The sequence below is a fragment of the Actinomadura sp. NPDC000929 genome (genome assembly GCF_040492065.1).
Lineage (GTDB): Bacteria > Actinomycetota > Actinomycetes > Streptosporangiales > Streptosporangiaceae > Spirillospora > Spirillospora verrucosospora.
The window spans coordinates 86,865-100,970 of the sequence record NZ_JBEUPA010000004.1 but is presented as its reverse complement, the minus strand read 5'-3'; the positions used below and the strand labels follow the sequence as shown (position 1 = coordinate 100,970).

At 72.7% G+C, this 14,106-nt stretch carries 11 protein-coding genes; 8 read left to right on the top strand and 3 right to left on the bottom strand.

What is annotated here, in order from left to right; all coding sequences use genetic code 11:
- Positions 1–145 precede the first annotated feature (145 nt).
- The 8 genes from ABWI04_RS02725 (at position 146) to ABWI04_RS02690 (ending at position 8,771) form a co-directional block, all read left to right on the top strand.
- Positions 146–745, top strand: coding sequence for a sulfite oxidase-like oxidoreductase (locus tag ABWI04_RS02725; RefSeq protein ID WP_345172281.1), 600 nt, complete (start codon positions 146–148; stop codon positions 743–745).
- An 8-nt stretch (positions 746–753) separates the two neighbouring features.
- Positions 754–1,425 carry a ferredoxin reductase gene (locus ABWI04_RS02720; protein ID WP_353831277.1) on the top strand — a complete coding sequence of 224 codons (672 nt, stop codon included), beginning with the start codon at positions 754–756 and terminating at the stop codon, positions 1,423–1,425.
- 16 nt (positions 1,426–1,441) lie between these two features.
- On the top strand, positions 1,442–1,753 hold the full coding sequence (locus ABWI04_RS02715) for a DUF6510 family protein (protein ID WP_345172277.1): 312 nt from the start codon (positions 1,442–1,444) through the stop codon (positions 1,751–1,753).
- Between the two features lie 10 nt (positions 1,754–1,763).
- The gene (gene nhaA / locus ABWI04_RS02710) at positions 1,764–3,659 is read left to right on the top strand and encodes a Na+/H+ antiporter NhaA (RefSeq protein ID WP_345172275.1); all 1,896 of its coding nucleotides are present in this window, start codon (positions 1,764–1,766) and stop codon (positions 3,657–3,659) included.
- A 134-nt stretch (positions 3,660–3,793) separates the two neighbouring features.
- Positions 3,794–5,026: a M20 family metallopeptidase gene (locus ABWI04_RS02705; RefSeq protein ID WP_353831276.1), complete on the top strand. Its 1,233-nt coding sequence runs from the start codon at positions 3,794–3,796 to the stop codon at positions 5,024–5,026.
- Positions 5,019–5,906 carry a GNAT family N-acetyltransferase gene (locus ABWI04_RS02700; RefSeq protein ID WP_353831275.1) on the top strand — a complete coding sequence of 296 codons (888 nt, stop codon included), beginning with the start codon at positions 5,019–5,021 and terminating at the stop codon, positions 5,904–5,906. Before ABWI04_RS02705 ends, ABWI04_RS02700 begins: the two co-directional genes overlap by 8 nt.
- Positions 5,903–7,012, top strand: coding sequence for an o-succinylbenzoate synthase (gene menC, locus ABWI04_RS02695; RefSeq protein ID WP_353831274.1), 1,110 nt, complete (start codon positions 5,903–5,905; stop codon positions 7,010–7,012). The genes ABWI04_RS02700 and menC overlap by 4 nt, the downstream gene beginning before the upstream one ends.
- A gap of 94 nt (positions 7,013–7,106) precedes the next feature.
- Positions 7,107–8,771: a PucR family transcriptional regulator gene (locus tag ABWI04_RS02690; RefSeq protein WP_353831273.1), complete on the top strand. Its 1,665-nt coding sequence runs from the start codon at positions 7,107–7,109 to the stop codon at positions 8,769–8,771.
- On the opposite strand, the gene ABWI04_RS02685 is transcribed toward ABWI04_RS02690, so the two are convergent.
- The 3 genes from ABWI04_RS02685 to ABWI04_RS02675 are packed head-to-tail and all read right to left on the bottom strand — an operon-like array spanning position 8,749 to position 13,959.
- Complete coding sequence (locus ABWI04_RS02685) at positions 8,749–10,833, bottom strand: prolyl oligopeptidase family serine peptidase (RefSeq protein ID WP_353831272.1); 2,085 nt, start codon at positions 10,831–10,833, stop codon at positions 8,749–8,751. The genes ABWI04_RS02690 and ABWI04_RS02685 overlap by 23 nt on opposite strands.
- Complete coding sequence (locus tag ABWI04_RS02680) at positions 10,830–12,065, bottom strand: erythromycin esterase family protein (protein ID WP_353831271.1); 1,236 nt, start codon at positions 12,063–12,065, stop codon at positions 10,830–10,832. Before ABWI04_RS02680 ends, ABWI04_RS02685 begins: the two co-directional genes overlap by 4 nt.
- Before the next feature lie 31 nt (positions 12,066–12,096).
- The gene (locus ABWI04_RS02675) at positions 12,097–13,959 is read right to left on the bottom strand and encodes an ABC transporter substrate-binding protein (RefSeq protein ID WP_353831270.1); all 1,863 of its coding nucleotides are present in this window, start codon (positions 13,957–13,959) and stop codon (positions 12,097–12,099) included.
- Positions 13,960–14,106: the final 147 nt, after the last annotated feature.

The window sequence follows — 14,106 nt, the reverse complement described above, 5'->3', positions numbered from 1 at the left end:
CTGGCCTGTGCCGCTCCAGGAGGAGCGGGTGCCCAGTCGGCGCGGGGTCGGTGGTGACCAGGGTGGGGGCCGCATCGGGGTCGGTGGGTTGGGGAAGGAAGGGCCAGAGGACGGGGTCCGTTCTGCCTGATGAGGGGAGGCTGTGATGGGGGTCGTTTCGCCTGGGTTCCATGGGCGGCGGCGCGAGGCTGCGGTCCAGTTGCCGCCCGGGCAGTACCTGACCGAGGATTTTCCCGTGCTGTCGGCCGGTCCGACCCCGCGGATCCCTCCGGAGGAGTGGGAGCTCACGGTGACCGCGGAGACCGGGCGGCAATACCGGTGGACGTGGCGGGAGCTGCTGGATCTGCCGTTCGAGAAGCCGCGGGTGGACATTCACTGCGTCACCAAGTGGTCCAAGCTCGGCACGGACTGGCAGGGGGTGTCGCTGGACGTCCTGCTGGCCGACGTGGAGACCGCGGCCGATTTCGCGCTCGTGTCCTCGTACGGCGGGTACACCACCAACCTGCCGCTTGAGGATCTGCTCGACGGGAAGGCCTGGATCGCCTACCGCTACGACGGGGAGGACCTGGCGCCGGAGCATGGGGGGCCAGTGCGGCTTCTGGTTCCGCACCTGTACTTCTGGAAGTCGGCGAAATGGTTGCGGGGCATCGACCTGCTGAACGAGAACGAGCCGGGCTTCTGGGAGACCGCCGGCTACCACGACTACGGGGACCCATGGCGCGAGCAGCGGTACCAGGGCGACTAGCGTGGCGCGTGGCGCGGCTGGCCGGGACGCGCCGGGAGACGGAAACGGCCCGCACGCTCGTCTTCGAGGTGCCGGGCTGGCCGGGGCATCTGGCCGGTCAGCATGTCGACGTGCGGCTGACCGCGGAGGACGGGTATGCCGCGCAGCGCAGTTACTCGCTCTCCGCGCCCGATCGGGTGGAGCTCACCGTGCAGCGGGTCCCGGACGGTGAGGTCTCCCCGTATCTCACCGATGTGCTCGGCCAGGGTGATCCGGTCGAGATCCGGGGTCCGGTGGGCGGCTGGTTCGTGTGGCGGCCCGAGGCGGGGCGGGACGTCCTGCTGGTCGCGGGCGGTTCCGGGATCGCGCCGTTGATGGCCATGGTCCGTGCCCGCCGCCTGGCCGGGGCGGGAACGCGGTTCCGGCTGGTGTACTCCACGCGCACGCCCGAGGACGTGTTCTATGCCGACGAGCTGCGGCGTCCCGAGCCCGGGCTGGAGGTCGCGTACGTCTACACCCGGGCGGCCCCCGGCGGCTGGCCCCGCCCGCCCGGCCGGCTGACGGCGGCCGATCTCGGGGACGGCCCGCCCGACCGTGACTGCTTCGTCTGCGGGCCGACGGGGTTCGTGGAGTCGGCGGCCGACATGCTGCTCGCCCGCGGTCACGACCCGCGGCGGATCAAGACCGAACGGTTCGGCTGAACGGAGGCTGAGCGAGATGAACGTGCCCCGCCGGGAGGACGCCCCCGGTCCCATGGATCATGTGGACGGCAACGCCCTGGCCGGCCCGCTGAGCGAGCTGTTCGCCGTGGACGTCACGGCGGCCACCGGCCGCTGCGTCAACTGCGGGCTCACCGGCCCGATCGCCGAGCTGCGGGTGTACGACCGGGCGCCCGGCCTGGTCGCCCGCTGCCCTGGATGCGGCCATGTCCTCCTGCGCTACGTCCGGACGCCGGACTCGGCCTGGATCGACCTGACCGGGACGGTCGCCCTGCGCGTCCGGCTGCCGGGCGAGGAGGGGCCCGGGTGAGCGTCCAGCGATGACGGAGCGCCGAGCGGGCCCGCCCTCCGGATCGTTCGCCGACCGGACCGCGTGGGCGCGCAACCTGCGGACCCCGCTGCGGGAGTTCCTGCGCACCGAGACGGGCGGCGCCGTGGTCCTGCTGGCCGCGACGGTCGCCGCACTGGTCTGGGCGAACGCGGACGCGTCCTCCTACGAGCGGGTGTGGGAGACGCAGGTGTCCGTCCGGTTCGGGGGCGCCGGGCTCTCGCAGGATCTGCGGCAGTGGGTCAACAGCGGCCTGATGACGGTGTTCTTCTTCGTGGTGGGGCTCGAAGCGCGCCGCGAGTTCGACATGGGAGAGCTCCGCGACCGGCGGCGGTTCGCGCTGCCGCTGGCCGCCGGTGTCGGCGGGATGGTCGTGCCGGTGGCCGTCTACCTGGCCTTCAACGCCGGCGGTCCGGCCGCCCACGGGTGGGGCATCGCGATGTCGACCGACACTGCGTTCGCGCTGGGCGTGCTCGCGCTGGTCGGACGGGCCTTCCCCGCACGGCTGCGCACGTACCTGCTCACGGCCACCGTCGTGGACGACGTCATCGCGCTCGCGGTGATCGCGGTCGTCTACAGCGGCGACATCGCGCTGCCGCCGCTGCTGCTGGCGGTCGGCATCCTCGCGGTGACCGTGCTGGTGCGCGCCCTCGGGGTGCGGCAGATCCCGGTGTACGTCGTGCTGGGCGTCGCCGCGTGGGCGGCGGTCCAGTCCGCCGGGGTGGAGCCGGTGGTCGTCGGCCTGGTCATGGGACTGCTGACGTACGCCCACCCGGCGGCGCGCGACGACCTGGAACGCGCCACCGAGGTCTTCAGGCTGTTCCGGGAGCAGCCCACCCCGGAGTTCGCCCGGTCGGCGCGGACCGGGGTGGCCGCGGCGATCTCCCCGAACGAGCGGCTCCAGCTGCTCATCCACCCGTGGGCGAGCTACGCGGTCGTGCCGCTGTTCGCGCTGGCCAACGCGGGCGTCACGATCACCGCCGGGTTCCTCGGCCGCGCCTTCACCTCGGCGGTGACGCTCGGCATCGTGATCGGCTACGTGGCCGGGAAGCCGGTCGGGATCCTCGGGGCCTCATGGCTGGTGTCCCGGGTGAGCCGGGGCCGGCTGCGTCCGCCGGTCGGATGGGCAGCGGTCGGCGGCGGCGGCGCGATCGCCGGCATCGGCTTCACCGTGGCCCTGCTGATCGCGACGCTCTCCTTCACCGGTGAGCGGCTGGAGGAGGCCAAGATCGGCGTGCTGTCCGCGGCCCTGTGCGCCACGCTCGTGACCTGGGTCGTCGTCCGCGTGACCGCGCTGCTGCCTCCGCGCAGGCGGTTGCGGGCGCTGCTCGGGACGGCGGAGAGCATCATCGACCTGGCCGCACCGGTCGAGCCCGAGCGCGACCACGTCCGCGGTCCCGCGAACGCGCCGGTGACCGTGGTGGAGTACGGCGACTTCGAATGCCCGTACTGCGGACGGGCGGAGTCCGTCGTCCGGGAACTGCTCGCCGACTATGGGGACGTCCGGTACGTGTGGCGCCACCTGCCGCTCAACGACATCCATCCCCAGGCGCAGCTCGCGGCCGAGGCCGCCGAGGCGGCCGCCGCGCAGGGCCGGTTCTGGGAGATGCACGACCTGCTGCTCGACCGCCAGGACGCGCTGCGCCCCCGGGACCTGGTCCGCTACGCCGGCGAGATCGGCCTCGACGTCGACCGGTTCCGCGCCGACCTGCGCCGGCACACCGGTGCCGGGCGGATCGCCGAGGACGTCGACTCGGCCGACGTGAGCGGCGTCTCCGGAACCCCGACCTTCTTCGTCAACGGACGGCGCCACGTCGGCGCCTACGACATCGCCACGCTCTCCGCGGCGGTCCGGGGCGCCCGCAAACGCGCGGCGGTCGGCTCCTGACACGAGCGGCCCAGAGAGCCGCCCGGTTTCATCGCCGGTTCCCAACCTCGCGCGCCATTGTTGGCCGACAGGACAGGTCCGCCCGCGGCGCGACTCGCGAAGCTTGAGCGATGCGTCGACCGGAGGTGTCCACCGTGACAGAAGGCCGTGCCGTGGCGAACCGCGACCCGCGACGGGTCCGTGCGGGCGAGGCCACGATGATCGCCGACATCGAACGGCTCGTGTGCTGCGAGTCCCCGTCCGACGATCTGGCCGCGGTCGCCCGCAGCGCGGAGGCGGTCGCCGAGGTCGGCGCCCGGCTCCTGGGGGCGGAGGCGGAGCGCGTCGTCATCGACGGGCGCACCCATGTCCGGTGGCGCTTCGGCGCCGAACCGCGCGTGCTGCTGGTCGGGCACCACGACACGGTGTGGCCGATCGGCTCGCTGGAGACGCACCCGTTCCAGGTCCGCGACGGGGTGCTGCGCGGGCCGGGGTGCTTCGACATGAAGGCGGGGCTGGTGATGGCGTTCCACGCGCTGGCGGCACTGGACGACCTGGACGGCGTGACCCTCCTCGTCACCGGCGACGAGGAGCCCGGGTCGCCCTCGTCGCGGGAGCTCATCGAGAGCGAGGCGCGGCGGTGCGCGGCCGCGCTGGTGCTGGAAGCCGCCGGGCCCGGCGGGGCCTTGAAGACCGAGCGCAAGGGCGTGTCGCGCTACGAGGTGCTGGTGCGGGGAAAGGCCGCGCACGCGGGCCTGGAGCCGGAGCGCGGGGTGAACGCGACCGTCGAGGCGGCGCACCAGATCATGGCCGTGGTCGAGCTGGGCGATCCCGCGCTGGGCACGACCGTCACGCCGACCCGCCTGGAGGCGGGCACGACGGCGAACACCGTTCCCGCAGCGGCGCGCTTCGAGGTCGACGTCCGGGTGCGGGAAGCCGCCGAGCAGCACCGCGTCCATGCGGCGATGGAGGCCCTGCGGCCGGTGCTGCCCGGCGGCGGCGTGGAGGTCCGGGGCGGCCCCAACCGGCCGCCGCTCCCGGCCGCCGCGTCGAGGGACCTGTTCGAGCGGGCGCGCCGGCTCGCGGACGGCCTCGGGATCGGTCCGCTCGCTTCGGTGGCCGTCGGCGGCGCCTCCGACGGAAACTTCACCGCGGGTGTCGGCACTCCCACCCTCGACGGGCTGGGGGCGGTCGGCGGGGGTGCGCACGCCGATGACGAGCACCTGTTCGTGGCGGAGCTGCCGAAGCGGACGCGGTTGCTCACCGCGCTCGTCGCCGAGCTGCTGGCGGCGGAGGGTTGTCCGTCCGGACGAACCGGGCCCCGTCGTCCGGTGCTTTCGGACCATCTGCGGGACGGGACCGGCTGGAACCATGGCCGGCGTGACTGATCTCATCCGCGACCGTCGCGAGTCCCAGCCCGTCGACGCGGCGTGCGCCGCGGCCGAGGCCGCCGCGCACGCCGCGGGCGTCGACATCCGCCCCCTGGACAGGGTCGGCGAGCTCGAGGCCGTCCGCCGTCTGTACGAGCGCATCTGGCGCACGGGCGAGAACAATCCTCCGGTGACGGCCGACCTGCTGCGCGCGATGGCGAAGGCGGGCAGCTACGTGAGCGGCGCCTTCGACGGCGGGGAGCTGGTGGGGGCCTGCTTCGGTTTCTTCTCCCCACCGGCGCGCGAGGCTCTGCACAGTCACATCGCCGGGGTGCTGACGCACGTGCAGGGGCGCAACGTCGGTTTCGCGCTGAAGCTGCATCAACGTGCCTGGGCGATGCTGCGCGGTGTCGGCGAGATCTGCTGGACCTACGATCCCCTGGTGCGCCGCAACGCGTACTTCAACATCGCCAAGCTGGCCGCCGATCCGACCGAGTACCTGTCGAACTTCTACGGTCCGATGGACGACGACATCAACCGCAGCGACGACACCGACCGGGTCCTGGTCCGGTGGCGGCTGGAGGCGCCCGAGGTCGGGGCGGCATGCGACGGCGGCCCCAGACTGACCGACGCGGGGGCCGCCCGCGCGGCGGGTGCGTCCGTGGCGCTGGGTGTTTCCGCCACGGGCGGGCCGGTCGCCGGGCGCGCCGACGCGCGCACCGTGCTCGTCGGCGTCCCCGGCGACGTCGAGGCCCTCCGGCTGAGCGACCCGGATTGCGCCGCGGAGTGGCGCACGGCGGTACGGGAGGTTCTCGGCGAGTTGCTCACCGAAGGCGCGCGGGTGCGCGGCTTCGACCGCACGGGCTGGTACGTCCTGGACAGGCAGGAGACGCAGTGAAGCTCACCGGGGTCGAGATCCGCACCATCGAGGTGCCGCTCGTGTCGCCCTTCCGGACGTCGTTCGGCACGGAGACCGTGCGGGAGGCGCTGCTGCTGCGCGCCGTCACCGACGAGGCCGAGGGATGGGGCGAGTGCGGCGCGGGGACGGCGCCCCTGTACTCCTCGGAGTACACGCACGCCGCCGCCGACGTCCTGAGCCGTTTCCTGGTGCCGGCGCTGGCCGGCGTGACGGACCTGGACGCGCACAAGGTCGCCCCGGCCCTGGCGCCGTTCAAGGGTCACCGCATGGCCAAGGCGGCGCTGGAGACGGCGATCCTGGACGCGGATCTTCGCGCCCGCGGCGTCGCCCTCGGCCAGGCCCTCGGCGCCGTTCGGGACACCGTGCCGTGCGGGGTGTCGGTAGGGATCGCGGAGTCGATCCCCGCCCTGCTCGACACGGTCGCCGGATACCTGGAGGCGGGCTACCTGCGGATCAAGCTGAAGATCGAGCCCGGCTGGGACGTCGAGCCGGTCCGGGCCGTGCGCGAACGGTTCGGCGCCATCCCGCTGCAGGTCGACGCCAACACCGCCTACCGGCGCGGCGACGCCCGGCACCTGGCCCGGCTCGACCCGTTCGACCTCCTGCTGCTGGAGCAGCCGCTGGCGGAGGACGACCTCGTCGGGCACGCGGAGCTCGCCGCGCGGATCACCACGCCGATCTGCCTCGACGAGTCGATCGTCTCCGCCCGCGCCGCCGCCGACGCGATCGCGCTCGGAGCCTGCCGGGTCGTGAACATCAAGCCGGGCCGCGTGGGCGGTTACCTCGAGGCCCGCCGGATCCACGACGTCTGCGCGGCGCACGACGTTCCGGTCTGGTGCGGCGGCATGCTCGAGACGGGAGTGGGGCGCGCCGCCAACGTGGCGCTCGCGGCCCTGCCCGGATTCCTCCTGCCCGGCGACACCTCCGCGTCCGACCGCTACTACCGGACCGACATCACGCCGCCGTTCCGCCTTGAGGACGGGCACCTCGCCGTGCCGACCGGACCGGGACTCGGCGTCACTCCGATCCCCGACATCCTGGACGCCGTCACGGTCACCAAGACATGGGCCCCCGTTCCGACCTGATGATCCTTTCCTGTCCTTTTGGACAGATCGGATAGCGTGATTTCGTCATGCCGTACGAACGACGACCCGCACGCGCCGCGCTAGCTTCGGGCGCATGCTCCTCCCCGTGACCAGCCTCCCGCGGGCCAGCCTCGGGCGCGTCCTGGAAGAACTCGGCACCACGCTGCTCGACGTGGTCTGCGGTGACGTCGAGCTCGCCGGCGACATCGGCGGCGTCGTGATCTACGACCCGCTCGACGAGCCCGAGCTGCCGAGCAACGCGCTGGTGATGGGCGTCGGCCTGCACGATCCCGCCGACATCGCGCGGGTCGTGACCCAGCTCGGGCGGCGCAGCGCCGCCGGGCTGGTGGTTCGCGCGCCCGTGGAGGCCGACGAGCGGCTCGTCGCGGCGGCGCGCGGAGCGGGGGTGGCGGTCCTCGCGTTCGCCCGCGGCGCGTCGTGGACGCACCTGACGGGGATGCTCCGGACCCTGACCGCCGACAGCGGCCTGTACGACGCCGGTTCCGACGCGTTCGGCCGGATCCCGTCCGGTGATCTCTTCGCGGTCGCCAACGCCATCGCCGCGCTGCTCAACGCACCCGTCACCATCGAGGACCGCAACTCGCGCCTGCTGGCCTTCTCGAGCCGGCAGGAGGAGGCGGACCTGTCCCGGGTCCAGACGATCCTGGGCCGGCAGGTCCCGGAGCAGTACACCCGCATCCTGGAGGAGCGCGGGGTGTTCCAGGCGATCTACCGCAGCGACGGCCCCGTCTTCGTGGCGCCCCTGCCCAGGACGGACGACGCGACGCAGCCGCCCGCCCTCCCCCGCGCGGCGATCGCGGTGCGCGCCGGGGACGAGATCCTCGGCACGATCTGGGTGGTCGTTCCCGAGCCCCTGAGCGAGGAGCGCGGGCAGGCGCTCTACGAGGCGTCCAAGCTCGTCGCGATGCACATGGTGTGGCAGCGCGCCGACGCGGACATGGAGCGGCGGGTGCGGGCGGAGCTGCTGAGCACCGCCCTCGAAAGCGGACCGCGGTCGCTGGAGGCGGTGCGCCGCCTCGGCCTGAAGGACGAGCGGGCGGTCGTCCTCGCGCTCACCGTCGTCGGCTCGGCCGCCGAGAGCCCCCTGCCCGCGCAGCTCGCCACCGAACGGAAGCGGCTCGCCGACGCGTTCGCCATGCACCTGTCCGCCATGCACCCGCGCGCCGCCGCCGCGCTGATCGGCGACGTCTCCTACGGCATCCTCCCCTTTCCGCAGAACCGGCAGGACGCCGAGGAGCGCGCGGTCCTGGTCGCCACCGAGTTCCTGGCCCGCGTCGGGTCCCGGCTGCGCCCGCTGATCGGGGTGGGACGGCTCGCCCCGGACAGCTCGGCGCTCGCCCGGTCGCGCTCGGGCGCCGAACGGGCCCTGCGCGTCCTGCGATCAGGAGTCGCCGGGCGGCAGGTGGCCCGCCTGGACGACGTCCACGTCGAGGCGCTGCTGCTCGAACTCGCCGATCTCGTTCCCCGCGGAGACATCCCCAGCGGCCCCGTCGCGCGCATCGTCGCCTACGACAAGGAGCACCAGACCAGTCTCGTCGAGACGCTGCGCGCCTGGCTCGACGCCTTCGGCGACGTCGCGGTGGCCTCCGCCGCGATGTTCGTGCACCCCAACACGTTCCGCTACCGGCTTCGGCGGGCGGCCGAGGTCGGCGGCGTCGACCTCGGCGACCCGAACACGCGCCTCTCGGCCATGCTGCAACTGCGCCTGATGTCCCTCAGGTCGGTTCCGGACGACTGACGGGGCCCCGCAGGTCGAGCGTCCTGACCAGGAACGCCAGCCATTCGGCGTCCTGCGCGACCGCGACGTCATGGGGCGTCGCCGCGCCGTGGCCGGCGTTGTCGAAGACGTGCAGCAGGATCGGCGCCTCCCCTTCCTGGGCGGCCTGCATCCGTGCGGCGAACTTGCGCGCGTGCCAGGGCCGGCACCGCGGATCGGTCGCCCCGGCCTGGACGTAGACCGCCGGGAAGGCGCCGGGGCCGACCAGCTCGTACGGCGACAGCCGGAGGAGGCGGCGGACCTCCGCCGGATCGTCCGGGTCGGCCCAGGCCTTGCGGATGACGAAGTCGAGGTAGGGGTCGCGGGTGCCGCCGATGAGGTCCAGGAGAGGCTCCCGCGGCAGGACGGCGCGCCACAGGTCGGGCCGCGTGGTGACGGCGACTCCGCACATGAGTCCGCCGTCGGATCCACCGGTCAGCGCGAGCCGGTCGGCGCTCGTGAGGCCCTCGGCGATGAGGTGCTCGGCGACCGCGACGAGGTCGGCGTCGCGGACGTGCCGCTTCTCCCGGTGCGCCGCCTGGTACCAGTCCCGGCCGAATTCCCCGCCCCCGCGCAGGTACGCCTGCACGAGGACGCCGCCTGCGGCGACGAAGGCGGCCATGTCGGGCTGGTACTGGGGCAGGAGGGGCACGTTCGCCGCGCCGTACGCGGAGATCAGTGTCGGCGCCGGACACGTCGGGTCACTTCCGGCCGGGCGCACCACGTGGTACGGGACCGCCACGCCGTCGGACGCGACGGCCCATCCCGCTTCCAGTTCGGCCTCGAGGGCGACCGTCGGCGCCGAGAGCGTCTCGACCTCCGTCTCGCCGGGACGGTGCCGGTAGACGCCCCAGGAGCTCGTCAGCGTGGAGAAGGCGAAGACGAAGTCGTCCGTGTGGGCGCCGTAGGCCAGGGCGGTCAGGGCGAAGAAGGGAGCGGCGAGCGCTCCGCAGCCGGGGAGGGGCACCTCACCGGCGGTGGCGCCCGAGCGGTCGATGATCCGGACCTTGGCGAAGGTCCGGTCGAACTCGCTGAGGTACAGGTGCCGGCCGACCGGGGTGAGGGACCGCAGCACCGTGTCGCCTTCCGGGACGAGCTCGGTCCAACCCGCCGGGTCGCCGGCGTTCGCCGCGTCGAGCGGGATGGCGACCACCCGCCCGCGGGGGGCGGCGACATCGGTCACGGCGATGTAATGGTCGCCGACGATGTGGCCGGCGATCGTCCCGGGGCACTCGGTGACGAAGGGGCGCCATGCGCTGCCGGGCTCGGACAGGTCGCGAACCGCGACGGGGATCGGGCTGCCCACGCGGTGGCTGGCGACGGCCCACCGGCCGTCCGGCGATGTCTGGACGAGCGTGTACTCCCGGGAGTCCTCTCCTACCGGGATCGGCTCCGCGGTGGTGTTCCCGGACGGTGCGCCGAGCCGGTGGAGGAACACCGCCTGCCTGAACTCCTGCGGTGAGCCGGTGAGGGCGAAGAAGTAGAAGCCGCTGCTGTCGGACAGCCACGAGACACCGCCGGTCCACGCACTGTGCAGGACCTGCTCCGGCGCGCCGCCGAGCAGCCGCCCCGAGGCCACCTCGACGAGCCGGATGGTGTTGTGCTCACTGCCGTCGGTGCAGATGCCCAGGGCCAGAACGCGGCCGTCCGGCGCCGGCGCCATCCAGGACAGGAACGCCGGGTTCTCCTCGTCGCCGAACTGGGCCAGGCTCGTCACCCGTCGTCCGGCGCCGAACGGCTGGTCGGCGACCACGACCGTGGGCGGTCCGCCGTCCGGCGGGGTCACGGCGCGGAACCAGCGGCCGGCCGCGCATCTCGGCAGGGCCGGGCGGGACCCGCTGTCGTACTTCTGGATCAGGCCCCGGAAGGCCTCCGGGTCCTGCCCGTCGTAGATGACGGCGGCGGCGAGCTCGGCCTGCCGCCGCTGCCATCGCCGCACCTCATCGGTCTCCTGCTCCAGCCAGCGGTACGGATCCGGGACGCGGACGCCCGCGACGTCCTCGAAGACCTCGACCGTACGGGTGGGCGGGTAGGGAAAGGTCACGGGGACTCCGGATCTTCAGGTCGTGCGGGCTGCTGCGCGTCTGCCCGTGCGGCCGTCTCGAACTCCGCGCGGAGCCGCTCGAACGCACCGGGGACCCGGGTGGCCCGGCGGAAATGGATGAAGGCGTCGTAGGCCGCCGGGAAGTCGTCGACGGGATCGAGGCCGCCGTTGGCGAGCGTGCCGTCGACGCCGTCGAGGAGCCCGGCCGGCGCGCGGTGGAGGTCGACGACGGCCACGGGCGGGCCGAGGCGGTCCAGCCGCGACTCGATGCTGTTCGGCGGCAGCGTCCGCGCTCCAAGGGAGACGTCGCAGTCGAAGGGGCGTGGCGAGCGCTGGGTGAACCGGACCTCCGGACCGGAGCCGTAGCTCATCCCGATGGAGACGAGGTCGGCTCCCAGCGAGGCGTCGAGCAGGCCGCCCATCATCGGCCGGCCGAGGAACGGCGATCGCCGGACGTGCGCGTTGTGGGCGCTCACGACGATGCGCCGTTCCCGCTCAAGGATCCAGCCCACGGTCTCTGCCATGAACACGTCCCGCGGGTACGGCCCTGCGGAGGGCGCGTCCAGTTCCTCGGTGAAGGCGCGGAGCGAGGCCGCGCACCGGCGCACGACCTCGTCGTCGAGCACGAGCGCGCGCTCCCCCAGTTCGCGGAGCCCCGCGAGCAGCCGGTCGCGATCGGCGCCGGTCATGGCCTCGAAGCGGACCGCCGCCTCCGTCCGGCCTCCCAGGTCGGCCAGGCGGAGGAGCTCCTCGTCACCCGGGCGTCCCGGCATCCGGTCGAGGCAGGCGCGTACCGCCGGCCCGGGTGACGTGGACGAGCCCGGAAGGTCCATCCCGTAGAAGGCGACCTTCGCCGAGCTCCCGGAGTTCCAGCGTCGCATCCAGCGCAGCTGCCGCCGCATCGGCTCGCACTCGCCGAACCGGTAGGTGATGCCGTCGCGGGCAACCGTCTCGGCCTGCCCCGGTCCTCCGTGGATCCACTCGTCGACGGCCAGTCCCTCGGCGAAGCCGGACTCCATCACGAAGCCCGTGAACCCGAACCTCCGGACGAGGATCCGGAACAGCCGGTCCCTGAGCTCGTGGAACTCGGTGATGTTGTGCGCGCCCTCGCCGATGGCCACCACCCGCGCGTCGCCGACCAGGTCGCGCACCGTCTCGAGATCGTCGAGGTCGGCGGCGGCCGGGTCGATCCGGCGGATCCGCCGGACGAACGCGCCCGTGTCAGGCGTCATGGGTGCTCCTGGAAGGCGGCGGGGGTCCGGGCTAGCCGTGGAAGTACCACTGCTCCGGCGAGTACAGGAAGCTGAGCAGGGCGTTGAACGACGACGGCGGGCCGGACAGGCTGTCCTTCCACACGACCAGGGTGTGCGGGGTCGGGAGGAAGAGCACGGGCAGATCCTTCGCGAGGCTGGTCACCTCGGCCGAGAGGACCTTCGCGTCCGCTCCGAACGTCGAGGCGTCGATCAGCTTGTCCGCCTCGGCGTTCCGGTAGCTGCCCAGGTTGAAGCTGCCCTCCGTGTTGAACACCGTGTTGCTGCTCGGGTACCCGGCCGCGAGGTACAGCGATCCGTTGTCCTGCATCGCCCACTCGTTCTTCTTGGCGGGCGCGAAGGTGTTGCCGTAGTTGGAGTACATGTAGTTCAGCGCCTTGGTCACGATCTTGACCTTGATGCCGAGCTTCTTGGCCGCCGACGCGAACGCGACGTCGCGGGCGCCGACGTAGGCCGGGGTGTTCGCGGAGGCCAGGGTGAAGCTGATCGTCTGGCCCCGCGGGATGCCGGCGCCGCACTCGCCCGTCCCGGTGCCGGGGCGCACGCAGGTCGTGGAGCCGTCCGGCACGACCTTCCAGCCGTTGTCGGTGAGCAGCTTCTCGGCGGCGGCGGGGTCGTGCGGGTAGGGCGGGTCGTCGCCGAACTCGGGCGGGTAGGGGGAACCGCTGCCCGCCGTGGTGTAGTTCAGGGAGCCGGCGCCGTTGTAGATGCCCCGGCTGGCGATGTAGCCCTGCTGGTCGATCAGGCGCTGCAGGGCCTGCCGGGCGTAGGCCTGCGCGATGACCTTGTCGAAGTTGTCGACGGTGTTCTTGAAGTTGATGGTCAGCGAGTCGAACCGGGCGGGCGCGGGGGCGCCGTAGACGTTGTACCCCTTCGCCTTCAGCGCCTTGATCTGGGTGATGAAGCCGGAGTCCAGCGTGCCGACGGTCAGGTTGCCGGCCTTGAACTGGTTGAGCACCGCGGCGGCGGAGGTGAACGCCTTGAAGTCGATCTGGTCGAGCCGCGACTTGACCGGGCCGCTGTAGGACTTGTTGGCCACCAGGGAGAACGAACCGGTCGTCGGGTCGAAGGCCTTGAGGCGGTACGGCCCGTTGACCACCTGCCAGAGCGGGTTACTGGCGAACGTGGACTGGGACCCGGACTCCTTCGTGAGGTACTTGTAGATCGCCGTCGCGTTCTTCGGCTTCGTGTAGTCCAGGTGCGGCCCTCCTGTGCGGGCGATGTTCCACTCCTTGGACGGCATCACGTACAGCAGCGTCAGCATGGAGAGGAGGTACGACGGGTTGTACGCGGTCTCCAGCTTGAGGGTGAGCGTGTCCGGCGCGGCGGCCTCCGCCGTGACTCCGTCGGGGAACTGGCCCGGCGTGTAGAAGCTCCAGTTGGCCGGGCTGTCCGCGAGCGCGGACTTGAGGAGGGCGAGGGAGAAGACGACGTCCTCGGCCGTGACCGGAGCGCCGTCGGACCACGTGTAGTCCTTCATCTTGATGGTCACGGTCTTGCGGTCGGGGCTGTAGGCGGGGGCCTCGGCCAGGCTCGACCCGGCGTCCACGATCTTGTCGCCCTCGCCGCTGGGCCGGTAGAGGGAACGCCACATCAGCCCGCGGCCGATGACGGTCCCGTTGGCGGACGCGGGCGGGTAGGGGTAGATGAAGTTGGGGCTGAGACCCGGGGTCAACGCGACCGTCGCCGTCCCGCCGTTCTTGGGGCTGCCCGCCTGCTTCGGCAGCGTGTCGTATTCGCGGGCGTTGTCCTTCGTCGCGCCGGCGCCGCCGGCGCATGCCGCGGCGAACACGGCGACCGACGCGGCGAGCGCCACGGTGAGGCGTCCTCGCCGCCGGCCAGACCTTTGCGTCATTGATGGCTCCCTACATGTCGGGTGGAGATGCGCGGAGGGATGGGGGACGGCAGGACGGTGCGTGTCGAGGCCTCCGCAGCGTGGGTCGAAGATGCACCACCGGCGTCGGCGAGGGTTCGGTCGACCCGACGATTTCTCGGCCCCGTG

Excerpts from the sequence above, each read along its gene's own strand:
- ABWI04_RS02725 (WP_345172281.1), top strand. The coding sequence starts at position 146 with ATGGGGGTCGTTTCGCCTGGGTTCCATGGGCGGCGGCGCGAGGCTGCG.
- ABWI04_RS02715 (WP_345172277.1), top strand. The coding sequence starts at position 1,442 with ATGAACGTGCCCCGCCGGGAGGACGCCCCCGGTCCCATGGATCATGTG.
- nhaA (WP_345172275.1), top strand. The coding sequence starts at position 1,764 with ATGACGGAGCGCCGAGCGGGCCCGCCCTCCGGATCGTTCGCCGACCGG.
- ABWI04_RS02690 (WP_353831273.1), top strand. The coding sequence starts at position 7,107 with ATGCTCCTCCCCGTGACCAGCCTCCCGCGGGCCAGCCTCGGGCGCGTC.
- ABWI04_RS02680 (WP_353831271.1), bottom strand. The coding sequence starts at position 12,065 with ATGACGCCTGACACGGGCGCGTTCGTCCGGCGGATCCGCCGGATCGAC.
- ABWI04_RS02675 (WP_353831270.1), bottom strand. The coding sequence starts at position 13,959 with ATGACGCAAAGGTCTGGCCGGCGGCGAGGACGCCTCACCGTGGCGCTC.